The sequence below is a fragment of the Mycobacterium paraffinicum genome (genome assembly GCF_025822865.1).
GTDB lineage: Bacteria > Actinomycetota > Actinomycetes > Mycobacteriales > Mycobacteriaceae > Mycobacterium > Mycobacterium paraffinicum.
On the sequence record NZ_JACKUR010000027.1, the window covers coordinates 403931 to 426524 of the forward strand.

At 65.5% G+C, this 22594-nt stretch carries 28 protein-coding genes; 12 read left to right on the forward strand and 16 right to left on the reverse strand.

The genetic code is table 11. The annotated features are described in order from the left end of the window. Positions 1–7: 7 nt before the first annotated feature. Complete coding sequence (locus tag H7J89_RS19560) at positions 8–1411, reverse strand: glucose-6-phosphate dehydrogenase (protein WP_264045688.1); 1404 nt, start codon at positions 1409–1411, stop codon at positions 8–10. Between the two features lie 123 nt (positions 1412–1534). Between H7J89_RS19560 and H7J89_RS19565 the strand changes: the two genes are divergently transcribed. Continuing rightward, positions 1535–2359: an adenylate/guanylate cyclase domain-containing protein gene (locus tag H7J89_RS19565; RefSeq protein WP_264045689.1), complete on the forward strand. Its 825-nt coding sequence runs from the start codon at positions 1535–1537 to the stop codon at positions 2357–2359. On the opposite strand, the gene H7J89_RS19570 is transcribed toward H7J89_RS19565, so the two are convergent. Next, a complete protein-coding gene (locus H7J89_RS19570; protein WP_264045691.1) occupies positions 2311–2520 on the reverse strand; it encodes a hypothetical protein in 210 nt (69 codons plus the stop codon). The genes H7J89_RS19565 and H7J89_RS19570 overlap by 49 nt on opposite strands. Before the next feature lie 101 nt (positions 2521–2621). Here H7J89_RS19570 and H7J89_RS19575 point away from each other — a divergent pair, with 101 nt between their 5' ends. After that, positions 2622–3311 carry a guanylate cyclase gene (locus tag H7J89_RS19575; RefSeq protein ID WP_264045693.1) on the forward strand — a complete coding sequence of 230 codons (690 nt, stop codon included), beginning with the start codon at positions 2622–2624 and terminating at the stop codon, positions 3309–3311. Here H7J89_RS19575 and H7J89_RS19580 read toward each other — a convergent pair. From H7J89_RS19580 to H7J89_RS19605, 6 genes are all read right to left on the reverse strand, one after another. Beyond that, the gene (locus H7J89_RS19580) at positions 3308–3631 is read right to left on the reverse strand and encodes a putative quinol monooxygenase (RefSeq protein ID WP_264045695.1); all 324 of its coding nucleotides are present in this window, start codon (positions 3629–3631) and stop codon (positions 3308–3310) included. The two genes, H7J89_RS19575 and H7J89_RS19580, sit on opposite strands and share 4 nt — an antisense overlap. Before the next feature lie 324 nt (positions 3632–3955). Further along, positions 3956–4510 carry a C40 family peptidase gene (locus H7J89_RS19585; protein ID WP_264045697.1) on the reverse strand — a complete coding sequence of 185 codons (555 nt, stop codon included), beginning with the start codon at positions 4508–4510 and terminating at the stop codon, positions 3956–3958. Between the two features lie 141 nt (positions 4511–4651). Then, on the reverse strand, positions 4652–5014 hold the full coding sequence (locus H7J89_RS19590; protein ID WP_264045699.1) for a hypothetical protein: 363 nt from the start codon (positions 5012–5014) through the stop codon (positions 4652–4654). A 168-nt stretch (positions 5015–5182) separates the two neighbouring features. Then, positions 5183–5581, reverse strand: coding sequence for a VOC family protein (locus H7J89_RS19595; protein ID WP_264045701.1), 399 nt, complete (start codon positions 5579–5581; stop codon positions 5183–5185). Positions 5582–5687: 106 nt separating this feature from the next. Further along, positions 5688–6071 carry an Mtp family mycobacterial-type pilin gene (locus H7J89_RS19600; protein ID WP_372513804.1) on the reverse strand — a complete coding sequence of 128 codons (384 nt, stop codon included), beginning with the start codon at positions 6069–6071 and terminating at the stop codon, positions 5688–5690. Between the two features lie 58 nt (positions 6072–6129). Further along, positions 6130–7149 carry a hypothetical protein gene (locus tag H7J89_RS19605; protein WP_264045703.1) on the reverse strand — a complete coding sequence of 340 codons (1020 nt, stop codon included), beginning with the start codon at positions 7147–7149 and terminating at the stop codon, positions 6130–6132. A 154-nt stretch (positions 7150–7303) separates the two neighbouring features. On the opposite strand from H7J89_RS19605, the gene H7J89_RS19610 reads away from it, so the two are divergent. The 3 genes from H7J89_RS19610 to H7J89_RS25960 all read left to right on the forward strand — a co-directional run bounded on the left by H7J89_RS19610 (position 7304) and on the right by H7J89_RS25960 (position 10038). Beyond that, on the forward strand, positions 7304–8239 hold the full coding sequence (locus tag H7J89_RS19610) for a metal-dependent hydrolase (RefSeq protein ID WP_264045705.1): 936 nt from the start codon (positions 7304–7306) through the stop codon (positions 8237–8239). A 33-nt stretch (positions 8240–8272) separates the two neighbouring features. Further along, positions 8273–8944 carry a TetR/AcrR family transcriptional regulator gene (locus H7J89_RS19615; RefSeq protein WP_264045707.1) on the forward strand — a complete coding sequence of 224 codons (672 nt, stop codon included), beginning with the start codon at positions 8273–8275 and terminating at the stop codon, positions 8942–8944. Between the two features lie 194 nt (positions 8945–9138). Then, positions 9139–10038, forward strand: a complete 900-nt coding sequence (locus H7J89_RS25960; RefSeq protein ID WP_372513813.1) for a maleylpyruvate isomerase N-terminal domain-containing protein — start codon at positions 9139–9141, stop codon at positions 10036–10038. On the opposite strand, the gene H7J89_RS19620 is transcribed toward H7J89_RS25960, so the two are convergent. From H7J89_RS19620 to H7J89_RS25780, 3 genes are all read right to left on the reverse strand, one after another. After that, the gene (locus tag H7J89_RS19620) at positions 9958–10524 is read right to left on the reverse strand and encodes a VOC family protein (RefSeq protein ID WP_264046115.1); all 567 of its coding nucleotides are present in this window, start codon (positions 10522–10524) and stop codon (positions 9958–9960) included. The two genes, H7J89_RS25960 and H7J89_RS19620, sit on opposite strands and share 81 nt — an antisense overlap. Before the next feature lie 72 nt (positions 10525–10596). Continuing rightward, the gene (locus H7J89_RS19625; protein ID WP_264045709.1) at positions 10597–11079 is read right to left on the reverse strand and encodes an SRPBCC family protein; all 483 of its coding nucleotides are present in this window, start codon (positions 11077–11079) and stop codon (positions 10597–10599) included. 102 nt (positions 11080–11181) lie between these two features. Next, positions 11182–11496 (reverse strand): class I SAM-dependent methyltransferase, encoded by a 315-nt coding sequence (locus H7J89_RS25780; RefSeq protein ID WP_308205134.1) that lies wholly within the window; start codon positions 11494–11496, stop codon positions 11182–11184. Here H7J89_RS25780 and H7J89_RS25785 point away from each other — a divergent pair. Then, the gene (locus H7J89_RS25785) at positions 11441–11830 is read left to right on the forward strand and encodes a hypothetical protein (protein WP_308205136.1); all 390 of its coding nucleotides are present in this window, start codon (positions 11441–11443) and stop codon (positions 11828–11830) included. The two genes, H7J89_RS25780 and H7J89_RS25785, sit on opposite strands and share 56 nt — an antisense overlap. A gap of 264 nt (positions 11831–12094) precedes the next feature. On the opposite strand, the gene H7J89_RS19635 is transcribed toward H7J89_RS25785, so the two are convergent. Continuing rightward, positions 12095–12949: an FkbM family methyltransferase gene (locus H7J89_RS19635; RefSeq protein ID WP_264045710.1), complete on the reverse strand. Its 855-nt coding sequence runs from the start codon at positions 12947–12949 to the stop codon at positions 12095–12097. A 146-nt stretch (positions 12950–13095) separates the two neighbouring features. Continuing rightward, entirely contained in the window at positions 13096–14169 is a 1074-nt protein-coding gene (gene ychF / locus H7J89_RS19640) for a redox-regulated ATPase YchF (RefSeq protein ID WP_264045712.1), read from the reverse strand. A gap of 132 nt (positions 14170–14301) precedes the next feature. On the opposite strand from ychF, the gene H7J89_RS19645 reads away from it, so the two are divergent. Next, positions 14302–15462: a DUF6542 domain-containing protein gene (locus tag H7J89_RS19645; protein ID WP_264045714.1), complete on the forward strand. Its 1161-nt coding sequence runs from the start codon at positions 14302–14304 to the stop codon at positions 15460–15462. Between the two features lie 22 nt (positions 15463–15484). Here H7J89_RS19645 and H7J89_RS19650 read toward each other — a convergent pair whose 3' ends face one another. Next, entirely contained in the window at positions 15485–16483 is a 999-nt protein-coding gene (locus tag H7J89_RS19650; protein ID WP_067210529.1) for a 4-hydroxy-3-methylbut-2-enyl diphosphate reductase, read from the reverse strand. An 89-nt stretch (positions 16484–16572) separates the two neighbouring features. Between H7J89_RS19650 and H7J89_RS19655 the strand changes: the two genes are divergently transcribed. The 5 genes from H7J89_RS19655 (at position 16573) to H7J89_RS19675 (ending at position 20214) form a co-directional block, all read left to right on the forward strand. Continuing rightward, the gene (locus tag H7J89_RS19655) at positions 16573–17160 is read left to right on the forward strand and encodes a lipid droplet-associated protein (protein ID WP_264045717.1); all 588 of its coding nucleotides are present in this window, start codon (positions 16573–16575) and stop codon (positions 17158–17160) included. Further along, entirely contained in the window at positions 17157–18407 is a 1251-nt protein-coding gene (xseA, locus tag H7J89_RS19660) for an exodeoxyribonuclease VII large subunit (protein WP_264045719.1), read from the forward strand. The genes H7J89_RS19655 and xseA overlap by 4 nt, the downstream gene beginning before the upstream one ends. Further along, positions 18397–18633 carry an exodeoxyribonuclease VII small subunit gene (locus H7J89_RS19665; RefSeq protein WP_264045721.1) on the forward strand — a complete coding sequence of 79 codons (237 nt, stop codon included), beginning with the start codon at positions 18397–18399 and terminating at the stop codon, positions 18631–18633. The genes xseA and H7J89_RS19665 overlap by 11 nt, the downstream gene beginning before the upstream one ends. 61 nt (positions 18634–18694) lie before the next feature. Beyond that, positions 18695–19795, forward strand: coding sequence for a 3-beta-hydroxysteroid dehydrogenase (locus tag H7J89_RS19670; RefSeq protein ID WP_264045723.1), 1101 nt, complete (start codon positions 18695–18697; stop codon positions 19793–19795). Between the two features lie 56 nt (positions 19796–19851). Further along, positions 19852–20214 carry a VOC family protein gene (locus H7J89_RS19675; RefSeq protein ID WP_264045727.1) on the forward strand — a complete coding sequence of 121 codons (363 nt, stop codon included), beginning with the start codon at positions 19852–19854 and terminating at the stop codon, positions 20212–20214. Between the two features lie 15 nt (positions 20215–20229). Here the strand turns inward: H7J89_RS19675 and H7J89_RS19680 are convergent, their stop codons facing one another. Both H7J89_RS19680 and H7J89_RS19685 read right to left on the reverse strand, forming a co-directional pair. Then, on the reverse strand, positions 20230–21771 hold the full coding sequence (locus tag H7J89_RS19680; RefSeq protein WP_264045728.1) for a carboxylesterase/lipase family protein: 1542 nt from the start codon (positions 21769–21771) through the stop codon (positions 20230–20232). A 15-nt stretch (positions 21772–21786) separates the two neighbouring features. Next, positions 21787–22584, reverse strand: a complete 798-nt coding sequence (locus tag H7J89_RS19685; protein ID WP_264045730.1) for a dienelactone hydrolase family protein — start codon at positions 22582–22584, stop codon at positions 21787–21789. Positions 22585–22594 lie beyond the last annotated feature (10 nt).

Here is a 22594-nt window from a genome sequence, read left to right on the forward strand (position 1 = left end):
GTTCTCCTTACTGTGACGTCTGCTTTGGCAGCCACGGCTCGTGCCAGCTGCGATGACCGTGCAGCAGCGACTGCGCGGCCTCGGGTCCCCAGGAGCCCTGGTCGTAGTGATGGATCCGGCCCGGCTTGTCCAGCACGGGCTGCACGATCCGCCATGTCTCCTCGATCGCGTCTTCCCGGGCGAACAACTGGCGGTCCCCGGTGAGCGCGGCGTAAAGGAGCCGTTCGTAGGGACGCACGGCTTCCCCGAGATCCTCGGCGAACGACGAGTCCATGTGTACGTCGTGCCATTCGTCGCCGACTTGGGCGGACAACTGCAGCCGCATCCCCGGATCGGGATCGATGCGCAGCACGATCTGGTTGGGCGCAGGCGGCCGACGGTTGGGCAGGAACGAAAATCCGGGTACGTGGTGCAGGAACATTCGCACCTCGGTGACCTTCTCCGGCAACGCTTTTCCCGCGCGCAAGAAGATCGGCACGCCCGCCCAGCGCCAGTTGTCGATCTCGGTCCGCAAGGCGATATAGGTCTCGGTTTGGGAATCCTTGGCCACCCCGTCCACGTCGGTGTAGCCGCGGTACTGGCCACGCACGCAACGCTCGGGATCCAGCGCCGGCATCGCGCGGAACACCTCGGCCTTCTTGTCGTTCAGGTCATCGGCGCTGGGACCGACCGGGGGCTCCATCGCGACCAGCGCGAGCACCTGGAGCAGGTGGTTCTGCACGACGTCACGCAGGGCACCCACCGCGTCGTAGAACTTGCCGCGGTCCTCGATGCCGAAATCCTCGGCCATGGTGATGTGGATTTCGGAAATGCTGTCCCGGTCCCAGAGCTTGGCCAGGCCGTTGTTGGCGAAGCGCAGGTATTGCAATTCTTCGACGGGTTGCTTGCCCAGGAAGTGATCGACCCGCAGGATTTGGTCCTCGTCGAGCACCGCACGCAGCCGGGCGTTCAGGTCGCGGGCGGAGGCCAGGTCGTGGCCGAACGGCTTCTCCACCGCGACGCGTGCGCACTCCAACAGGTCGGCGTTGGCGAGGTTCTCCACGATCGGGGCGAACAGGGACGGCGGCATTTCCAGGTAGTACAAGGGCCGGCAGTCCTTGCCTATCTTCTCGGCGAGCTGGCCGTAGAGCTTGTCGTCGATGACGTCGCCATGGAGATACGACAGCCGGCCCGCGAGCCGGTCGAACACCGCGTCGTCGAACTTCTCACCCGACGCCTTGATGGCGTCGCGGGCGCGATCGACCAGCTTCTCGAGGGAGATGTCGTCGCTGGCCACGCCGACAATCGGGATGTCCAACATGTTGCGCGCCTCGAGCCGGTACAAGGCCCGGTACGTCATCTTGCGCGCCAGGTCCCCGGTGAGGCCGAATATCACCAGCTTGTTCGAAGAGTTGTCCCCGCCGTCAGCCAAGCCCGCACCTCCGAAAGTCATCGGCTCTTCCAGACTCACTACCCGCGGCGGTCGGACCTAACACTAGACACCGCACCCAGGCCCGACAACCGCACGCCAGCGCGGCCTTGGCAGGATGCTTGCGTGGGTGATGCGCTGCATGTCGCGGTCTACGTCCTGGCCGGCGTCGCCGCGATCGAGGCCGTCGCGCTCGCCGTGGTTTCGCGGTTGCTGGTGCGGAGCCGCCAGGAGATCGACGAGTTGCGCCACCGGACCGACACCCGCAGTTGGCTGCTGTCGGGCGGGCGGGAGGCCCTCAAGACCGTGTGGAACACCGCCAACGTGGTCCGCAAAGAAGGCTTCGGCGCTGCCGTACGCAGTTCGATCGAGGATCTCGCCGACTGGGCGGAGGTGGAACGACCCGACCTGGCTAGGGTCACCCCGGACGGCCGGGTGGTGATCCTGTTCTCCGACATCGAGGAATCGACCGCGCTCAACGAGCGCATCGGTGACCGGGCCTTCGTGAAGCTCATTGCGGCACACGACAAGCTGGTGTCCGACCTCGTGCAGCGGCGGTCCGGTCACGTGGTGAAGAGCCAGGGCGACGGCTTCATGATCGCCTTCTCCCGCGCCGACCAGGCGGTGCGGTGCGGCATCGACCTGCAGCGTGCGCTACGCAGGGACGCAAAGCGCAAGCGGCACGAGGAAATTCGCGTTCGGATCGGCATCCACATGGGCCGCTCGGTGCGGCGCGGCGAAGATCTGTTCGGCCGCAACGTCGCGATGGCGGCGCGGGTCGCAGCGCAGGCCGTCGGCGGCCAGATCTTGGTGAGTCAGCCGGTGCGAGACGCCCTTTCCGACTGTGACGACATCCGCTTCGACGAGGGCCGTGACGTCGAGCTGAAGGGATTTTCGGGCGACTATCGCTTGTTCGCCGTCGAGGCCCCGGCCGACCCCGATTCGGACTGAAAGCCCTCACCGTCGTATTCGGCCAGCCGCTGGTGCAGGCGGGACCGGACCTCGTCGGCCGTGTAGGCGCGTCGTTTGCGTTGGTCGCGAGCCACCAGCGCGCCCCCGGCGACCACACCGGCGACGCCGGCCAGCCCAAGCCATTTCCACACATTTCGCATGACCCCAGGGTATTCGCGCTGCGATTAAGTTGTGTGCTCTTGCAACTCCGAAGCCCAAGGGCCGGACGTGTTCACGACAGACGCGAAGTAGTCTCCTGATAATGCTCACCCTCGATCAAGCGCTGAACGAAACTCGCACGGGCGATCTCTGGCTGTTTCGCGGCCGTTCCCGGCCCGACCGCGCGATTCAGACGTTGACGAACGCACCGGTGAATCACGTCGGCATGACGGTGGCCATCGACGACCTGCCGCCGTTGATCTGGCATGCCGAACTGGGCGACAAGCTCGAGGACATGTGGACCGGAACCAATCACCGCGGCGTGCAGCTCAACGACCTGCACCAGGCGGTCTTGCAGTGGACGCAGCGTTACGACCAGCGGTGTTGGCTACGTCAGCTGACACCCCACCCCACCCGCGAGCAGGAGAACAAGCTCCTGCGGGTGATCGCCCGGATGGACGGCACCGCGTTTCCCACCACCGCCCGGCTGACCGGTCGCTGGTTCCGCGGCCGGCTCCCGACCATCAATGACTGGGTGCGCGGAATCCCCGTGGTGGACACCAAAGTTCGCGAGCAGACCCGGCGCCGTCGGGAACAACGCAAGATGAGCCTCGCCACGGCCTATTGCGCGGAGACGGTGGCGATCACCTACGAGGAAATGGGATTGCTGAACACGGACAAGGACACCAATTGGTTTGACCCGGGCAAGTTCTGGAGTGGCGACACGCTTCCGTTGGCGCCGGGCTATCAGCTGGGCGAGGAAATCGCCGTCGCGGTAAGCGGAGCCGGCTAGTCGACCGACATCTCACCCAGTTCGGACCATCCCGTCGCCTCGATGGTCTGGTTGATGATTTTCGGGGTGGATGTCAGTGCCTGCGGGAGTTCTTGCATCGCCCGCTGGAAGTGGTCGCTGTTGACGTGGATGCCGCCGGCCTCATCGTCACGGAAGGCCTCCACCAAGACGTACTCCGCCGGGTTGTCCAGGCTGCGCGACCACTCGAACCAGAGGTTGCCTTCCTCGGCACGAGTGGCGGCCGTGAAGGATGCGACGAGTTCTGGCCAGCGGTCCGTCCATTCGGGCTTCGTCTCGAACTTCACGACGATGAAGATCATTGCTGCCCCCGCCTTGCTCGCTCCTGGATGCTCCGCCGCGCCCGGATCGCGACGAGCAGCGCCAGGATATCCGTCCCTTGGGCGCCGCCGACGGTCCGGCCTCCAGCAAAGTGCGCCCCGGGCGTTCCGATTAAACACCCGGGGCGCACTCTCGCATTGATTCTGCGCGAATCGCGGACCGCTTACTCTCCGCGCAAGTGGCCTGCATCACAAACCGTGCGCAGACCGAGCTATTTCACTTTGCACTAGCTCCTGTTCTGCGCGCGTGTCCTATATGCGTCAAATAGTGCCGCCAAAGATCGAGACTTTCGCGAATTGGTTTCGTTAAGGATTCGCAATTCCCGGGTCGCCGGGCGGCGGCATTTCGGGCGCCGGCGGGGCCGGGGGTGCGGGCGGCGCGGGGGCGGTAGCGTCGACCAGCACGGGCGGCGCGTCCGGCGGTGGCGGCGGCGCGTCCGGCGGTGGCGGCGGCGCGTCGGGCGGCGGGGGAAGGGCACCTTCACCGTCCGGCGGCATGGGCAGGAACATGTGGTGGGTGAACCCGGCCTGGTAGGCGCCAGCCCCACCGATGTGCACTCCGCCGTGCTCACCGCTGGACACCGGGGTCCCGTCCGGCAGGGTCGCGGCTGTGTGGCCGCCGTTCCACCCGATCACGAGCGCGTTAGGGGCGGTTCCATATTGAAAGCCGCGCGCCAACAAAGCCGCTTCTTCATTCCCGGTGTTGAACCGGTTTCCGAAGACGGGCCTGTCGGATGCCGCGTTGGCAACCCAGGAAACGAGTCCCGAGCAATCCGTCCCGGAGGGAGAATCTCCACCCGCAATATAGGGCGTTCCGGATACCTGATTGATCAATGACATCAATGTCGCAAGTACTACCATGGCCGGGGACGCTAGCAATAGCAGTTATTATTCGCCAAAATTTGTGGCGCACGTCATTCGCAAACCGAAGAATGGCCTTCGCCGCATTACAGCAAATCCGGACCGGCTGTAGCTGCCGCCACCAGCAAACGGGGGCGCGGGTCAGTCGGGGCGGTCGTCCCCGCGTTCGGTATCCGCAATCTCGCGGTCGATGTCGGCTTGCTCTCGCCGGGCCGTGGCCTCGCCACGCTTCGCTCGTTCGTCCAAGCGCCGCAGTCGGGCGCGCTCCCGCTCTTCGTCCGTGCCCTCCCGAGCGTCCGCCCGGCGCTCCCGGTCGTCCGCTACTCGCTCGCGCTCGTCGGCGATTTGATCCCGCTCGTTGGCGAGCCGATCTCGTGTCCCGGCCATCCACTCACGCTTTCTGACTTCGGCCTCGCGATGTGCGAGCGCCCGCTCACGCTCATCAAGCGCGTCGGCCCTGCGTTCGGGCTCCTCGGGAGTGTCAGGGCAGTCCTCAGCGACCACGACGGGATTTTAGCGCCGCAACGGCCCGCCGCGCATGAGTGCCCGTGTGCTCTGGGGAGCCAACACCTGCCTTGGCTACTGGAACGTTCAGTCCTCACCACCGGCGGCTACGCCGTGCCCCTTACAGCCCTCCCGAGACGCATCCTGTCGAAATCTCCTGTGCAACAGTCACATTCCGAACTTGGCGCGGGCCTCGTCCGTCACCGGGGTGAACAGGTTGACAAGATTCCCGTCGGGATCCCGTAGCAGCAACGCGCGATTACCCCACGGCATTGTGGTCGGCGTTGTCACGACGTCCCCGACGCGCTCGTGCAGCCGCTCATATTCCGCGTCGACGTCGTCGACCATGAACTCCACGATCGCGCTGCGGTTGGCGGCCGGCTCGGCCGATCCGGCCGCAAACAGCGGCACGGTCTTGTCGCTGCCGATGGCCAGCGTGCCAACCGGCGTCGGAATTTCGGCGAAAAGCTCGTTGCCCCATACCGCGGGGGCCTCGGTGACCGTCTCGTAGAAATCGACGAGCCGCTTGACGTCGGCGGTGATGATGCGGGTGGAAACGAACTTCATGGAGCCCTCCTGGCAGCCGTGGCGGTGCAAGCTGGTGCGACGAGGGCATATTAAGGAACACCGCCGACAAGATCGCCGCCTCAAGGGCGAACTACTGCACGTTCCCTCAGGCAGGGGTCCAGATTCCGTTGTTCCAGAACCCCCAATTGCCCGCGCCCGTTGGATTCCACATCAGCTGAGCCCCCGGCGCCCACGCCGGCTGGGGTGGCGGCGGAGGCGCCCACGCCGGCGGCGGCCCCCAGGGGCCCGCACCCGCCGGGTAACTCTGGCCCGCCGGACCTTGCCAATCGTGGCAGCGATTCCAGTCCCAGTTGTAGACCTTGCCCCAGCTCGGGTCCCACGGATTGCCCGGGCACCAATGCGAGGTCGGCGCCGGCGCCGCCTCGGCCACTCCCCCGGTCAGCACGAAGGCTGATAACGCCATTCCGCTGCCCACCAGACGTTTTGCGAACCGCCCGACCCGGGGTTTGCGCTGCTTGACCGTCGCCATCTGTCCAGCATGGTCGACCCGCGACTCGGCCGCTAGACGTCGAACCCAAAGTTCCGACTTATTGGGCCACGAGGTGCACCGGCTGCCCGACCGGCTCAGCGGGGCGCCGCCTGCCCGCGATCCACGGGATCGACGCAAATCCGCTCACCACGGTCAAGCCCACGGCCTGAACCACGATGTACTGGGTCAGACCGCGTTCGTAGGCCACGTTGGCGATCGCCATTGCGCCCAGGCTTGCGACATAAACGGCGACCACGCCGACCGTGAACGCGTCGAACGACGGCTTCAGCCTGGCGCACCGCAGCGCGGTCACCGTGACCGCGCAGTAGGCGATGACGAGCGATACAGCGACCGGCCACTGAGGTCCGCCGAGCGCGGTGACGACGGTGACCGGCGACATCAGGATCGGCCCGGCCAACAGGACAGCCAGGGCCGCGAGCGGTGGGAATGCGCCGAATGCCTTCGCATTCGACCACCGGACGATACCGCTGCTCGTTGAGCCGTCGATTCGCGGCACCGCCCAAAACATGATGTAGAGGAATACGGCGTCCCAGATGCCCTGCCAACAGAGGTCGAGCAGGGGCCAGCCGAGCCAGAACTGGAAATACTCAAAGTTCGGGTTCCACGTCCACCACACGACGTGGCGCAGGTTGCCCTCAATGATGTAGGGGGCGTCAAGCGCGACCATGAACAGTCCGCCCGTAATCGCTGCCTGCCAACGCTTTTCGATCCCGATCGCCTCGATCACCTTGAAGCCGGTGAAAAGGAATACCGGGTAGAAGATGACCACGTACGCCGGCATCATCGTGGTGCCATGCCACAGCGGGAAGGCAGGCCAGTTGATCATCACCGCGAAGTCGCCCTGCCTGTACATGTTGAGCGTCGCCATCCCGGCTAATTCCAGCACCAGGCCGTAGATTGTCGCCGTGGCCAGCACTGCGCAGTAGACGCGTCGTCCACGTCGGAACTGGACAACGCTGTATGCCCCGGCCGCCACGAACATGATCAGCAGGGTCACGTCGAGCAGATTCGTCTGCCATGGAAGACCTGCGGGGTTGTTGAGCACAATCGCGTTCACCGGAGCACCTGCCCATCGGGCTAGACATATTTATCATAACGTATGCCCTTGGGTGGGGCGTCGTCAACGCCATCAGGGCATACTGGCCTCCACCGACATACAAATAGTACTTAATGTCTTGTCTCCTGCCTTCTTGACCGCTAGCGTCGACGCCATGACGGACTTACTGGTGAGGCGCGTCCGGTTCGACTTCGCGAGCGCCGACGTCCCGTTCAACTGGCAGCCGGAGCGGCCCGCGTTTGCCATGCAGTGCAATGCCATTTCGTTCTTTGCGCCCGGGTTCGAGAAACTGATCGTCGACGCAACGCGGGAAGCCATACCGCTGATGCGCGACCCGGCGGCGGTCGAGGAGGCAGAGTCTTACTTGCGCCAGGAGGCACAGCACTCGGCCGCTCACCAAAGCCATGTCCGTGCGCTGATCCGGCGTTGGCCCGGCTTGCAGGAAACGATGGACGACGTGGTTGCCTCATATGACCATCTCACCGCCATAAGGCCGCTTGCCTGGCGCCTCGCCTATCCGGCGATCGTCGAAGCCACGTTCACGCCGTACTTCAAGGTCTTCCTCGATCACGAAGACAAGCTATTTCGGGCCGGGGACGAGCGCGTTGCGTCGCTGTTCCTCTGGCACTTTGTCGAGGAAATCGAGCATCGCAGTTCCGCGCTGATCGTCTACAACGCCGTGCATGACAGCTATCTGTACCGCGCCAAGGCGATAGTCGACGTGCTCAAGCACATGAGCGAGATTCTGACGATCATCTCCAGCGGCTTTCAGAGGCATGTGCCGAAAGAGGACGGGGGCGAACTCGGCCAGCTGTTACCGAATGGTCTCTCTACCAGAGCACTTCGAGAGGCACTGCGCGCTGCGCATGAACTCACCAAGCCCGGTCAGTCAACCTACGCGGGTGTGCCCAAGCGAGAAGTCCTTACCATGCTCGTCGGCCTTGTCCGTTCGCAGGGGCCGCGTCACGACCCTGAAGGGGAAAACCTTCCCGAATTCGCCGGCCGATGGATCCAACGTTACGCAGAGGAACCGAAGAGTGCCGCGCGCTGGTACTCCGTCGGGGCCGCAAGTGGTTTGGAGGGCCGATGACAATTAATCCGTTGCGCCCCAGGGAATCCAACCATGCGTAGCCACGGCTGGGCGGGCAACACCCCGGCGACTGATGAAGAGGCAATCGACAGGATCCTCGACGCGGCCGACAACATCATCGCCGAACACGGATCCTCGATGCGTCTCACTGATGTAGCGCGCCACTTGGGCGTCACCAGGCAGACGGTCTATCGCTATTTCCCGGGAACCGAGGCCCTGATGGTCGCCAGCGCAATGCGATCGGCCCACGGCTTCCTCGATCAACTTGCAACACATATCAGCGGATTCACAGAACCCGCCGCGGCGCTCGTCGAAGGCGTCGCCTTCGCCGTCGAGAACCTGGCCGGCGAAAGCCAAATCAAGCACCTGCTGCGAACCGGAGCCCGCGAAGGCCAGACGGTGTCCCTGACCTCTGACACAGCTCGGGCATTCTCACGCTCGATGCTGCATCGTCTGGGCGTTGACTGGGCAATGCACGGCTTCGACGAAGCCGCGCTCGACGAGCTCGCCGAAATGGGCCTGCGCACTTTGCACTCGATCCTCCTCGACCCGGGTGAACCCCCCCGCCAAGGTGCCGAGTTGCGCAGATTCGTCGCCCGCTGGCTGGGCCCCGCGATCATCTACCCGCGCTTGGCTCAGGCGATGGATGCACTGCAGGAGCGCACCGCTCCGCTTCACCAACCGCGGCCAACTGCGGCGTGTTGATATCGACGGCTCCCATTTTCGCTGCCGCCCAATCTTCCGCCGACTCGTCGCCGCAAAGCGCAGCGTCGAAACTGCCTACGGTTCGCTGGTCACTGTGAAGTCGTAAAACCGCCAGCGCTTGACGGTTGTCTGCTGGTCTCCTTGGACGCGTGAACAAATTATTGACCGCTGCACTCGGGCGGCGATCCATCGAAGTGTCGTGCGCGTGGGCGCTTGCCGAGCTGCCCGGCGCAGTTCAGCTGTTGAAACTTGCCGAAACCCCCGCGCAAGACGCATTTTTGGCCTTCGTGAAGACGCTGCGGTCATCCGATCCCCGCCTACCGACCCGGTGTGCGGGGTGGACCGTGCACGAGTTGACCGCCCATCTGACCGCCGGCTCGGCCGAAATAGCCGACCTGGTCGAGCTTGAAATCTCCGGGGCGCCTCCGCGACCGACGCGCGACTTCGAAGAACGTGAGGCGCCCTATCGCGCGCTGGCGCCAAAGAAGTTACGGCGAGAATTGTTTCGGCAAGCCTTACGAGCCTCCATTGCCATTGAGCGCCTCTCGCGAGCCGGACGGGGCCGCCGCGTGACGTTCACCGGCGCACTGCTCGACGCACCGGCGTTGGTGCTGCACAGCGAAAGCGAACTCGTCCTTCATCGCTGGGACATCGTCGGCAACGATGGCGTCAGCGTCCGCGCGCTCAGCGACCCCCGCTTCGCGGCGCACGCCGCCACGACGGTCGCCGCCATGCGGCCAAACGTGTTTCCGCCGCGCGCAGGGGAACGCAAAACGATCATCCTGCGCTCCCCGGGCACCACTGATATCGCTGTGACTGGAGGATCAATAACGACCATCAGACCTGCTCCCCAAGACGCCGCCCACCCGATCGTTGAATGTCACCCTGCGACAAGGACAGTGCTGCTTTGGGGGCGGCATCCAGGACCGGGACTTCCCGAGCCCGCCGGGGACTCCGAAGCCCTCGCAGCCGTTACCGCGATGTTGCGCCCCGACCCAGCACGGCGGACCCGCTCATGGGGCCCGACCATATCGGGCGGGCAGCGCCCTCCGGGCCTGCCTGGCGACGCCGGGCACCGTGTTCGCCAGGTCTGACCGACTCTTGGCGAACGCACGAATCGTGCGGTAGAACGCCCAAAGTTGCTGTGGAGTAGGTAATTTCGGCAGCCATGCCAACTCCCAGTGAATCCCGTTGATCGGGTCGTCAAAGAACACTGCGTAGTAGCCGGGCCAGTACTGCGGATACTCGTTCGGTTCATCGGTGACGGGCACACCCCGCGCCACTAGGAAGTCGCGATGGAAGCGGTCGACCTCTCCCCTGCTCCGCGCCCACAGCGCGATGTGGTTGATGCCGACCGCCTGGTCGCGGTGGATGAGCTTCCCCCCGGTGCGGGCAGGCTGGATGCCGATGTAGCTGTGCGGGTGGACATGACGCGTCATGTAATACGTCGACTCGTATTCCATGTTGAGCGAAGAGAAACTGCTGTATCCAAGCCAGCCGAACAACGCGTCATAGAACGCGACCGAGTCGTCATAGTCCAGCACCGCGAACTCGACGTGACAAACACCTCGCCACCGCATCATGCCTCAGCCTCCGAGACGCGTAACACGACTGTCGCATCGTAACTGCAGAGGGGCGACGACTCGCCGCCGTCAATCTTGATCGGCCCGGCGCCCGGTCAGGTAGGCCGCGAGATTGGCCAGCGACGATCGAAGACCGTCGAGGTGATCGTCCACGGAAATGCCCGGTGGGACGTCATCGGCCCGGATGTCGACACGGGTGCTGCCGGCGCTCACCGCGGTAACCGCCCAGGTCATGGTCATCGTTCCCGCGAACGACGGGTCATCGGATTCGAAGTCGACGGCCTGCACGACCCGATCGTCGGGCACGATCTGTACGAACCGGGCAGCCACGACATCGGAGTCGCCGCTTGACTTGCCACCCGACTCGGGCGGCTCGGCGTAGGTCAACCTCATCCGGTAGGTCCCTCCGGGGCGGGCGTCGAAGTGTTCGAACTTTCCGGACATTCCGTGCGGCGGAAGCCATTCGACGAGCGCCTGCGCTTCCACCAGCGCGGCGTAAACCCGACTCAGCGGAGCGGCAATCATCAACGAGGCGGTGTCCGTTCGTCCCACGATGCCAGTGTTCCCGCTAGACGGTGAAGCGGAACACCAGCGAGTCACGTCACCGATGAACACCTCGGTGCTGCGCAGGTAGTGCACTCGGGAGTCGCTACGTCAGCCCGGCAACTCGCACACCAGAAGATGGAAGGCCCGTCGGCCATCACCGACGCGCCTGTCCTCAATCTGATCAAAACCCGCCTCGCGGATAACCGGCACCAGTTCGTCGATGGGGCGCAACCGGAATCCATGGCGAGTGAAGGGCAATTTGGACATCTGATCCGGATCACCGACTCCGAGTACCAGTCGTCCGCCCGGCCGCAGCACTCTAACAAGCTCTCTCAGAGCTGCGGCGAGGTCCGGCACGAAATAGATCGTGTTCGTCGAGATGATCGCGTCCAGTGCGGAATCCTCGAGAGGCAGACTCTCCATCCGACCGGAATGCAGACGTAACCGGCCCGCGAGCGATGTGGTCAGAGAACCGGCGTTTCGCGTCGGTGAGCATCGTTTCCGACATCTCGACGCCGTGAACAACCGCGACGTCGCGATTGAGCAAAAGGCCGATTCCGACGCCTCCTCCAAATCCGATGTCGGCGACTTCGGCCGCCGGTCCGACCCCCGTAGCGGCGACCGCGGCGACGACAACCGGGCGATTGCCACGGTTGAGGAGGCGTCCGACAACCCGGCCTGCGAACCCGGTTGGTTCACCGAGCTGGCGAGCCAGCGCGGTGAGCGCACGTTCAGCAAACGGCATGGCGATCATTAGACCAGCTGCCGCAACCCGTGTCGCCGAATCTCTATTCCGTGCGATGCCTGCTTGCTCACGTTGCACGGGAACTCGACTACACGTTGAAGCGGAACTCCACCACGTCGCCGTCGGCCTGCTTCACACCTGGTGACGGCTGGTTCGTGGTCGGCCCACTAAGCCGGAACCCTGAATCCCGACAGGTCGGCATGTTGGTTACAACCCGTAGGTGTAGACCGTACTGCGCTCCGGCCGGACGACAGCTGTCCGCGAGCTGCAGTGAGTTCATGCGGAAAGGGTGTCGGTCAACAGTCGCAGATAACGTTGCTGGGCCTCCGACGCGAGCGCCTGCCGCTGTTCCAAGAGCATCACACAACGCAACGTTAGATCGACCGATCCGTAACAGTAATGCGATATCAGCGCCAGGTGCTTGAGCTGCTCGTCGCTCATAGATTCCGCGTCGGCAAAGTCCCTCACGTAGACAATGTCGGCCTCTAACAGTTGGTTTGAGCCCTCCCAAGGAATCTCACCAGCCAAGGCAGAGGAGATTCGCCAGGGTTTCATATCGACGAAGCCGTGCGGAATGAACCCTTGGCCACGAAGCTCCAAGTCAATGTCTCCCAGCCCGGGCTGGTCCTTATACAACGTGACGAATGAGATTTCGGTCTGGATCACTACAGCCTCAGCCAGCTTCGCCCTGCCTCCTCGGAAAGCTGCAAGCTCACCGCCTTGAATATCGATCTTCAGGAAGTCGAGGTGTTGTATCTCGAGAACATCGTCGAGCCTGCAGGTTTGAATGGGAACGCGTTCGAGCACTTGTCCGAGCGGCTCGAGAACCCCGAAAAGACTTAATCTCGATGGATCCGGTTCAAGCAGGCTCGTCAATCCCTTGCCCCGACAAATCTTAAGTGTCCGAGCCTCGCCATCACCCACCGCGTACGGCAGGTAACGCTCATTAGGGCCTTCCTTTGCCACCAGCTTGTGAAACGCGTCTTCCTGAGGCTCAAAGCCAGTGACCCTGCACAGCCCCGCAGCAAGCAGTGGCATGTAGGGCGGCTCACCATCAATCATGTTCGCTCCCACATCGACTACTTCGGTGAGGCGCTCGGGAGTCAACAAAGCCTGCAACGATGCGTTCATAGCCTCATCTTCATACCTAGCTCACGTAATCAGGTCGCCCCTGAAGAGCGAACGGCGATCACGCTGACCTCTCCCCGGGTCGCAATGAACTCCGCGGTTTCTCGCTCACGGTGAATTCGTAGGGCCATCCGACGTCAGTCCTTCGACTACACGTTGAAGCGGAACTCCACCACGTCGCCGTCGGCCATCACGTAGTCCTTGCCTTCCATCCTGACCTTGCCCGCTGCCTTGGCCGCAGCCATTGAACCGGCAGCGATCAGGTCGTCATAGGACACGATCTCGGCCTTGATGAAGCCCTTCTCAAAATCGGTGTGGATCACCCCGGCGGCCTTCGGCGCGGTGTCGCCTTGGTGAATCACCCACGCCCGCGCCTCTTTTGGGCCGGCCGTCAGAAATGTTTGCAGCGCCAGGGTGTGGAAACCCGCGCGGGCCAGCGCGTCGAGTCCGCGTTCGGTTTGCCCGATCGACTCCAGCAGTTCGGCCGCCGACTCGTCGTCGAGTTCGTTCAGCTCCGCTTCGATGGCCGCGTCCAGGAACACCGCGTCGGCGGGGGCGACCAGCTGGCGCAGCTCGTCGATCCGCGCCGCGTCGGTCAGAACGGCCTCATCGGCGTTGAAGACGTAGAGAAACGGCTTGGTGGTCAACAGGTTCAGCTCCCGCAGCAGGGACGCATCAGCCCCGGCGCCGAACAGCGTCTTCCCGCCGTTGAGCGTCTCCTGGGCCGCGGCCGCGGCGTCGTATACCGGCCTGCGCTCCTTATTGGTGCGGGCCTCTTTCTCCAGCCGAGGCAGAGCGCGTTCCAGGGTCTGCAGGTCGGCCAGGATCAACTCCGTCTCGACCACCTCGATGTCCGATCGGGGATCCACCTCACCGGCCACATGGGTCACATCGTCATCGGAGAACACGCGGACCACCTGGCAGATGGCGTCGCATTCGCGAATGTGGGCCAGGAACTTGTTGCCGAGCCCCGCCCCCTCGGACGCGCCCTTAACCAGGCCGGCGATGTCGACGAATGTCACCGGCGCCGGCACGACCCGCTGGGATGCAAACAACTCGGCCAGCTTGTCCAGGCGCGGATCGGGCAGCGGAACGACACCCTCGTTCGGTTCGATCGTCGCGAACGGATAGTTGGCCGCCAGTACGTCGTTGCGGGTCAGCGCGTTGAACAGAGTCGACTTACCGACGTTGGGCAGACCGACGATTCCCAGGCTCAGGCTCACAGGGACCCAAGTCTAGGGGTCGCCGGCGGCACCGGCTGCTGTGGACCATTTCGTGCGCGATCGGCATGGCACGCCCGGGATCCCTACGAGGTATTTACGGGGCTTTCGGCCCATTGCCGGTACGGTCTACATGTGTCAGGACAGCGGGCAAAATCGACGGTGGAGGCCTCCCACCGCTCGATCCACCCAGATATCCCAGGTGTGCCGTGGTACGCCGCCCTGCTTCTCGCCGTCACCGCTACCGCCATCGGTTACGGAATTGACGCCGGCCAGAAGGAGCTGACGCATGTCTTCGCCGGCTTCTATATAGCCGGCTGCGTCGCAGCGGTGCTGGCAGTACGCCAGGACGGGCTGTTCACCGCGATGATCCAGCCTCCGCTGATACTTTTCTGCGCGGTACCCGGCGCCTACTGGTTGTTCCACGACGCCAAGGTTGGCCACCTCAAAGACTTGTTGATCAACTGCGGCTATCCACTCATCGAGCGGTTCCCGCTGATGCTGGGAACCGCCGGCGTGGTGCTGCTGATCGGGTTCGCCAGGTGGTATTTCGGGATGTCGCACGGGACGACCGCGGCGCCGAAGAGCTCCGACGACGCGGAGCCCACCGACGGCAAGTCCGTCGTCGGCGGCATTGTCGCCAAACTGCGCGCGATCGTGCACCCGGAATCGGACGCCGCCGACGAGGCAACTCCGGCCAAGGCTCGGCGCACCCGCGGGGCCGGTTCCGCGTCGCGGGCCCGCGGGACGGCGCGCAGTGATCGAGCCGCCACCCGCTCCGCCCGAACCGGTTCCCGCCGTACCCGGGAACCGCTGGACGACGCGGGCGAACGCGGCGATCGGCGCTCGTCCCGGAGAGGCTCGACAACCGCCCGGGACTACGACGCCGCGGAACCGCCCCGCCGGTCACGGCGCCGCCCGAGGCCAGATACCGATCCGGACGCGCGCGGCCAGTCGTCCCGGGAAGGCCGTCGGGACCCGCGCAGTCGCCGCAGCCCCTACGAGCGACCCGAGCCGCGGAGCGGCCGTTTCGACGGGTACGACCAGTACGACCCGCCAGGGGCGCCGGAGCTCTTCGGCGGCTACGACACTTACGACCGCTATGGGACCGCCTCCGAGCCGAGGCGCCGCCGCCCCGCCCCGAACGGCAACAACGGGACACATCACCCCATTTCGCAGGTCCGCTATCGAGGGGGCGGCGCACCCGACCAGCCCGCGGCCGAGCGGCGTAACCGCTCACGGACCTATGGCCGGCCGCGGCGACCGCCCACGGAATCCTGGGAATACGACGGCTGAGCGCCATCCGGCGCCCGACGGGTCAGAGCAGTGACCGAATCTCACGCGGCAGGGCGAATACCAGGGTTTCCTGCGCCGTAGTGACCGGTTGCACCACGTCGTAGCCGTAATCGGCGAGCCGCTCCAACACGCCCCGCACCAACACCTCGGGGACGGACGCGCCGGAGGTCACGCCCACGGTGGTCACCCCTTCCAGCCATGCCGGCTGGATATCGTCGGCCCAGTCGACCAGGTGGGCGGCCGCGGCCCCGCCGCCCAGCGCCACCTCGACCAGCCGCACCGAGTTCGAGGAGTTCCGCGAACCCACGACGATCACCAGCTGGCACTCGGGAGCCATCGCCTTGACGGCGACCTGCCGGTTCTGCGTCGCGTAACAGATGTCGTCGCTGGGCGGATCCTGCAGCTTCGGGAAGCGCTGGCGCAGCCGGTCGACGATCTCCATGGTCTCGTCGACCGACAGCGTGGTCTGCGACAGCCAGACCAGCTTGTTCTCGTCCCGGACCGTCACGTTGTCCACGGCGGCGACCCCGTCCACCAGCTGCACGTGGTCGGGCGCCTCGCCGGCGGTGCCGATGACCTCCTCGTGGCCCTCGTGGCCGATGAGCAGGATGTCGTAGTCGTTGCGGGCGAAGCGCCTCGCCTCGTTGTGCACCTTGGTCACCAGCGGGCAGGTGGCGTCGATGGTGTGCAAGTTGCGTGCGGCTGCCGCGGCGTGCACGGTGGGCGCGACCCCGTGCGCGGAGAACACGACGATGGAACCCTCGGGGACCTCGTCCGTCTCCTCGACGAACACCGCACCGGCCTTTTCCAGAGTGGTGACCACGTGCCGGTTGTGCACGATCTCGTGACGCACGTAGACCGGCGCGCCGTGCTTTTCCAGCGCGCGTTCGACCGTCTCGACGGCTCTATCCACGCCCGCGCAGTAACCACGCGGCTCGGCCAGAAGCACTCGCTTGCGGGCTGGATCGCTGGCTACCGAGCTGGACGCGCCGGGAATTCCCATGTCGACAGTCGGCGGCATGACACCCAGGGTACGTTCTGCGGACACGGGCTTGCCAGCTCGCGCCGGCGGGCTTGGAGTTAGCCGTCGCTTAAGGCAATCTTGGACCCATGGCTACTGCACCGTATGGAGTTCGGCTACTGGTCGGCGCGGCGACAGTCGCCGTCGAGGAGACCATGAAGCTGCCGAAAACCATCCTGATGTACCCCATGACATTAGCCAGTCAGGCGGCGCACCTTGTAATGCGATTTCAGCAGAACCTCGCCGAACTGGCGATCAAGGGTGACAGCACCCTGGAGAACATCTTTCCGCCAAAGGATGAGCAGCCGGAATGGGCAACCTTCGACGAGGACCTGCCCGAAGCGGTCGAAGCGCCGGGCCCCGCCGGGGACGGTAACGGCGAGGGTGATCGCCGAACCGAGGGCCGGTTCGCCCTGTACTCGCTCGCCGACGCCGCGTCCGATGCCGCCCCCTTGAAGCAGGGCAGAAAATCCCAGGACGCGCCGGCGGCTCCGCAGCCGTCGGTGGTGAGCGAGCTGGACTACGCGGCGCTGACGCTGGCGCAGCTGCGCGCCCGCCTGCAATCGCTGAGCGTCGACGAACTCGAAGCCTTGCTGGCATACGAGCAGGCCACCAAGGCCCGCGCGCCTTTTGAGACGCTGCTCGCCAACAGGATCACCCGCGCGAACGCGAAGTGACCCCGGCTGCACAATCCGAACCGAACTCCGCCGAGAACCCATTTCCGGTGCGCGCGGTGGCAATTCGGGTCGCCGGATGGATCGACAAGCTCGGCACGGTATGGGTTGAGGGCCAGCTGGCCCAGATCAGCGCGCGGGCCGACTCCAAGACGGTGTTCATGGTGTTGCGCGACCCGGCGGCCGACATGTCGCTGACCGTGACCTGTTCACGCGACCTGGTGGCCAACGCGCCGGTGAAACTGACCGAGGGCACGCAGGTGGTGGTATGCGGCAAGCCGTCGTTCTACACCGGTCGGGGCACATTCTCATTGCGACTCAGCGAGATTCGCGCTGTCGGCGTGGGCGAGCTGCTGGCGCGGATCGATCGGCTGCGCCGGCTGCTGGACGCCGAAGGGCTATTCGACCCCCGGCTCAAGCGGCCAATCCCCTTTCTCCCCAACATGATCGGCCTGATCACCGGCCGGGCCAGCGCCGCCGAACGCGACGTGACGACAGTGGCCACCGGCCGCTGGCCCGGGGCGCGTTTCGCCGTGCGCAACACCGCGGTCCAGGGACCCAACGCGGTGGCGCAGATCGTCGAGGCGCTATACGAACTCGACCGCCACGTCGAGGTCGACGTCATCGTGGTGGCCCGCGGCGGCGGCAGCGTCGAGGACCTGTTGCCGTTCTCCGACGAGACGCTGTGCCGCGCCATCGCCGCGTGCCGAACCCCGGTCATCAGCGCGGTCGGTCATGAACCCGACAATCCGCTGTGCGACCTGGTTGCCGACCTGCGCGCCGCCACCCCCACCGACGCGGCCAAGAAGGTCGTGCCCGACACCGCTGCCGAGCAGCGCCTGATCGATGATCTGCGCCGGCGAAGCGCGCAGGCGCTGCGCAACTGGGTCGCTCGCGAACAACGCGCGCTGACCCAGGTCCGCAGCCGACCGGTGCTCGCCGAACCGCTCACGGCCCTGACGGCGCGCGCCGACGAGATTCATCGCGCCCGTTCGGCGATCCGCCGCGACGTCACCCGTCTGGCCGCCGCGGAGACGGAGCGCATCGGCCATCTGAGCGCGCGGCTGGCGACGCTGGGCCCGGCGGCCACGCTCGCCCGCGGCTATGCCGTGGTACAGGCCGTGCCGGACTCCGGGCCCCCGGTGGTGCTGCGGTCGGTCGCCGACGCGCCCACCGGCAGCCGGCTACGGGTGCGGGTGGCCGACGGCGCGATCGCCGCGGTGAGCGAAGGGCGGACCGATGGCCAGTGAAGACGAGCAGTCAATTACGCCTATTAGTAAGCTCGGCTATGAAGCGTGCCGGGATGAGCTGATCGAAGTTGTCCGCCTGCTGGAGCAGGGAGGCCTGGACCTCGATGCATCGCTGAAACTGTGGGAAAGGGGTGAGGAGCTCGTAAAACGGTGCGAAGAGCACTTAGCTGGAGCCCGCAAGCGGATCGAGGATGCGCTCGCGGCCGGCCAGGCGGACGACGCCTGATTTCGGCCATATTGCGAAACACAAGCCATGACCATTTTCGAAATTGGAACACGTTTCAGTTATGCTGCGGCCCATGGCTGATGCATCACTGACCACCGAACTCGGCCGCGTCCTCGTCACCGGCGGCTCCGGATTCGTCGGCGCCAACCTGGTCACCACCCTGCTGGACCGCGGCCACCACGTGCGCTCGTTCGACCGGGCTCCGTCGCCGCTTGCGCAGCACCCGCAACTGGAGGTGCTCGAGGGCGACATCACCGACACAGCGATCTGCGCCCAAGCGGTGGACGGCATCGACACCATCTTCCACACCGCGGCGATCATCGATTTGATGGGCGGCGCGTCGGTGACCGACGCATACCGGCAGCGCAGCTTCGGGGTCAATGTCGGCGGCACCGAGAACCTGGTGCACGCCGGGCAGGCGGCGGGTGTGAAGCGATTCGTCTACACCTCGTCCAACAGCGTCGTGATGGGCGGCCAGAACATCCCGGGCGGCGACGAGACGCTCCCCTACACCAACCGGTTCAACGACCTGTACACCGAGACGAAGGTCGTCGCCGAGCGGTTCGTGCTGTCGCAGAACGGCATTGGCGACATGCTGACCTGCGCGATTCGGCCCAGCGGGATCTGGGGCCGCGGTGATCAGACGATGTTCCGCAAGCTGTTCGAAAGCGTGATCGCCGGCCACGTCAAGGTGCTGATCGGCCGCAAGTCGGCCCGACTGGATAACTCGTACGTGCACAACCTGATTCACGGTTTCATCCTGGCCGCCCAGCACCTGGTTCCAGGCGGCACGGCACCGGGTCAGGCGTACTTCATCAACGACGACGAACCGATCAACATGTTCGAGTTCGCGCGGCCGGTGGTCGAGGCCTGCGGCGTGAACTGGCCCCGGGTACGGGTCAACGGCCCCATCGTCCGCGCGGCGATGACCGGTTGGCAGCGGCTGCATTTCCGCTTCGGCATACCGGCGCCGCTGCTCGAGCCGCTGGCCGTCGAGCGGCTCTATCTGGACAACTACTTCTCGATCGCCAAGGCGCGCCGCGACCTCGGCTATGAGCCCCCATTCACCACCGAGCAGGCGATGGCGGAATGCCTGTCGTATTACGTCGACATGTTCCATCGGATGAAATGCGAAGCGCAACAGGATACGTCGGCGGGATAGCAGCGCGATCGCCCATTGCGGTGTCGCCGGCGATACCAATGCGACAGACTGGACACATGACGCTCCTCGGCGCCGATCCCGTCCTCGCGGTGCATGACCTTGACCGTGCGGCGGAGTGGTTCACTCGAGTACTGAATTGCACGGTGACTGAGCCCGACCCGGGCAATTGGGCATTCTGCTCGGCCGGGTCGGTGACGTTCCGGCTCGGCCGTTGTCCGGAGTCGTTGCCGGCGTCGGACCTCGGGGACCACAGCTACATCGCGTATTTGACCGTCGCCGGCATCGACGAGTACTACAGGCGCGCTCTCGCTGAGGGAGCCGACATCCTCAAGCCCCCGACGATCGAACCCTGGGGCCGGCGCGAGATGGGTCTGCGATCGCCCGATGGACACCGGTTCATGCTGTCGGAGCCGCTGTAAGCGGCCTTGACGAGGCTATCGGAAACCCACCATCTCGCTGCCCCAGGCCGCGCGGATGCTCGCATCGACATCGTGCGCGACGGTATCGCGCTTGTCGATGATCAGGCAGGCGCGATCGGCCTCCCGGTAGGGCCTCCAGTCCGGCTCGCCGGCCGGCCCCGCCGGCTTCGACTGCGCGGCGAAGTTGATCCACCGGGTGCGCATTCTCTTGGAGACCGACTTGGCGGTTTTGCTGCCGCCCAGTTTCAGCGTGGGATCCTTCGGCGCCCCGAGATTGCCCCAGACGTACGGCAATTCGGTGGCGTGGGCGGCATTGACCAACAGCAGCTTCAGTAGTGGGGTCGCATAATCGAAGCGGTACAGGTACACCGGCGCCACCCTGCTGTGGCCCTCGGCCAGCCAGACCGAGGGCATCCGGAATCCGACGTCGGTTGCGATGCTCAAACTCCTTGCCCTGCGCCGCAACCGCGAATACGTCGATCCGATCTGCTCGTCGGTCGGCAATTGCAGGTCGGGCTGCTCGGCGGCGATCTGGTCGAACATCGACGTGATCGCGCGAGGCGTGATCGGCATCAGCCGCGACCGCATCAACCGGAAGAGCGCCGCCTCGTGCTTGTTGGTTCCGATGATCAAGGGGACCGGAAGCGAGCGGCCCTCCTGCACGCGCTTGACCGGGTAGTCGTCCAGCAACTCGCCGTCGATGATCGGGACGAACGCCAGGAGGCCGGGATTACGCACGGGCACTTCGTCGAAGACCTCTTGGGACGCGGCAAGCAGCACAGCGGTGGGCACGTCGGGCAGCCGGTCCGCATCGACGTCAAGCCTGTCGAGGACGGTCTCGGCGACGCGCTCAGCCCTGCGCCGGTCGTATACCGATGTGGCCGGTGAACTCTGGGCGATCGCGCGGGCGAACAGCCCCCCGGCCGACGGGCTGGCGAGCAGGGTCGTCACGATCCCCGCGCCCGCGGATTCGCCGAACAGCGTGACGTTGCGGGGGTCGCCGCCGAACGCGGCGATGTTGTCGCGGACCCAGCTCAGTGCCGCCAGCACGTCGCGCAGCCCGACGTTGGAGTCGAACCGCCGCCGCGACGTGGAAAACGACGAGAGGTCCATGAACCCGAGCGCTCCAACCCGGTAGTTGACCGTGACCACGATGACTTCGCCGTCGCCGGCCAGCCGGCGCCCGTCGTACAGCGCCTGGCTGCCCGATCCCAGGACGTACGCGCCACCGTGCAGCCACACCATCACGGGCTTTCCGTCACCCGGCTGCGTGCCGGACGACGCCCAGACGTTCAGCCGCAGGCAGTCTTCGCCCTGCGGCGCGCCCAAGTCGAGCGGCATGTTGGGGAAGACCGGCTGCGGGCACGCCGGCCCGTAGCGGGTGGCGTCGGCGACCTCAGTCCACCGCTCAGGCGGCTGCGGCGCCCGGAACCGCAGCGCGCCGACGGGCGGGGCGGCGTACCGGACGCCCTTCCACGAGCTGACGCGGCCGTCGTCGGCGCCGCGGACGGGGCCGAAGGTGGTTTCGGCCACCCGGACACTGGTCGTAGTCGTCATGCGTGTGGAGCTTCCCTAACCAAGGCGTTGGGTGAGGAACTCGACTACCCGCTTGCGGGCCTCGTACGCCGGCTGGCCGTCGACTTCGCGGACCTCGTCGGTCAACACGGAGTGCGCCAGCTTGCCGAAACCGCCCACATTGCCGGGCCCTGAGTCGATCTCGATGACCTCGAACGCGTCACCAAGGCGCTCCTTGAGCACCGCGAACCGTTCGCGGGGCACGGCGCTGTCCTCGCTGAACCGCAGACCCATCGCGCACAGGCCTTCGTTGGCGCAGCGATCTGCCACGGTGGCCAGTTCGGATTCGCTCAGGCCGGGATCGCGGCGCCGCGCCCGCCCCAGTGGCAGCGGGACCGACGGCTGCGAAAGCACCGGGGCCAGCACGGCGTCGTCGACCGCGACGGCCAGCGCGAAGCCGCCGGTGAAGCATTGGCCGATCACGCCGACACCCTTGCCCGGGGTCGACGCGTTGAGGTCACGGGCAAGCGCGCGCAGGAACATCGACACCGGCCGCTGCTTGTTCGTCGCGAAGGCCGCGAATTCCTTTGCCACACAAGCCCGGCTGATCGAGGAGGCGATGTAGCCCACGGTCTTGGGTTTGCCCGGCTCACCGAACAGCGACGGCATGGCGACGGTGAAGCCGTTGTCCACCAGGTGATTGCCCAGGGCCAGCACACCGGGATGGATCCCGGGTATCTCGGGAATCAGCACCACCCCCGGGCCGGTGCCCTTGCGGTAGACGTCATGGGTGTAGCCGCCTCCGCTGAACGGCGCCACCGACCATCCGGACAGATCTGCTTGGGGTGCAGTCACGCTCGGCCTT

Coding starts and splice junctions, on each gene's coding strand:
- H7J89_RS19615 (WP_264045707.1), top strand. CDS start 8,273: ATGCGTAGCCACGGCTGGGCGGGCAACACCCCGGCGACTGATGAAGAG.
- H7J89_RS19650 (WP_067210529.1), bottom strand. CDS start 16,483: ATGCCGCCGACTGTCGACATGGGAATTCCCGGCGCGTCCAGCTCGGTA.
- H7J89_RS19610 (WP_264045705.1), top strand. CDS start 7,304: ATGACGGACTTACTGGTGAGGCGCGTCCGGTTCGACTTCGCGAGCGCC.
- H7J89_RS19575 (WP_264045693.1), top strand. CDS start 2,622: ATGCTCACCCTCGATCAAGCGCTGAACGAAACTCGCACGGGCGATCTC.
- H7J89_RS19655 (WP_264045717.1), top strand. CDS start 16,573: ATGGCTACTGCACCGTATGGAGTTCGGCTACTGGTCGGCGCGGCGACA.
- H7J89_RS19665 (WP_264045721.1), top strand. CDS start 18,397: ATGGCCAGTGAAGACGAGCAGTCAATTACGCCTATTAGTAAGCTCGGC.
- H7J89_RS19595 (WP_264045701.1), bottom strand. CDS start 5,581: ATGAAGTTCGTTTCCACCCGCATCATCACCGCCGACGTCAAGCGGCTC.
- H7J89_RS19635 (WP_264045710.1), bottom strand. CDS start 12,949: ATGAACGCATCGTTGCAGGCTTTGTTGACTCCCGAGCGCCTCACCGAA.
- H7J89_RS19580 (WP_264045695.1), bottom strand. CDS start 3,631: ATGATCTTCATCGTCGTGAAGTTCGAGACGAAGCCCGAATGGACGGAC.
- H7J89_RS25780 (WP_308205134.1), bottom strand. CDS start 11,496: ATGGAGAGTCTGCCTCTCGAGGATTCCGCACTGGACGCGATCATCTCG.
- H7J89_RS19670 (WP_264045723.1), top strand. CDS start 18,695: ATGCTGCGGCCCATGGCTGATGCATCACTGACCACCGAACTCGGCCGC.
- H7J89_RS19585 (WP_264045697.1), bottom strand. CDS start 4,510: ATGGTAGTACTTGCGACATTGATGTCATTGATCAATCAGGTATCCGGA.
- H7J89_RS19620 (WP_264046115.1), bottom strand. CDS start 10,524: ATGCGGTGGCGAGGTGTTTGTCACGTCGAGTTCGCGGTGCTGGACTAT.
- H7J89_RS19600 (WP_372513804.1), bottom strand. CDS start 6,071: ATGGCGACGGTCAAGCAGCGCAAACCCCGGGTCGGGCGGTTCGCAAAA.
- H7J89_RS19570 (WP_264045691.1), bottom strand. CDS start 2,520: ATGCGAAATGTGTGGAAATGGCTTGGGCTGGCCGGCGTCGCCGGTGTG.
- H7J89_RS19675 (WP_264045727.1), top strand. CDS start 19,852: ATGACGCTCCTCGGCGCCGATCCCGTCCTCGCGGTGCATGACCTTGAC.
- H7J89_RS19680 (WP_264045728.1), bottom strand. CDS start 21,771: ATGACGACTACGACCAGTGTCCGGGTGGCCGAAACCACCTTCGGCCCC.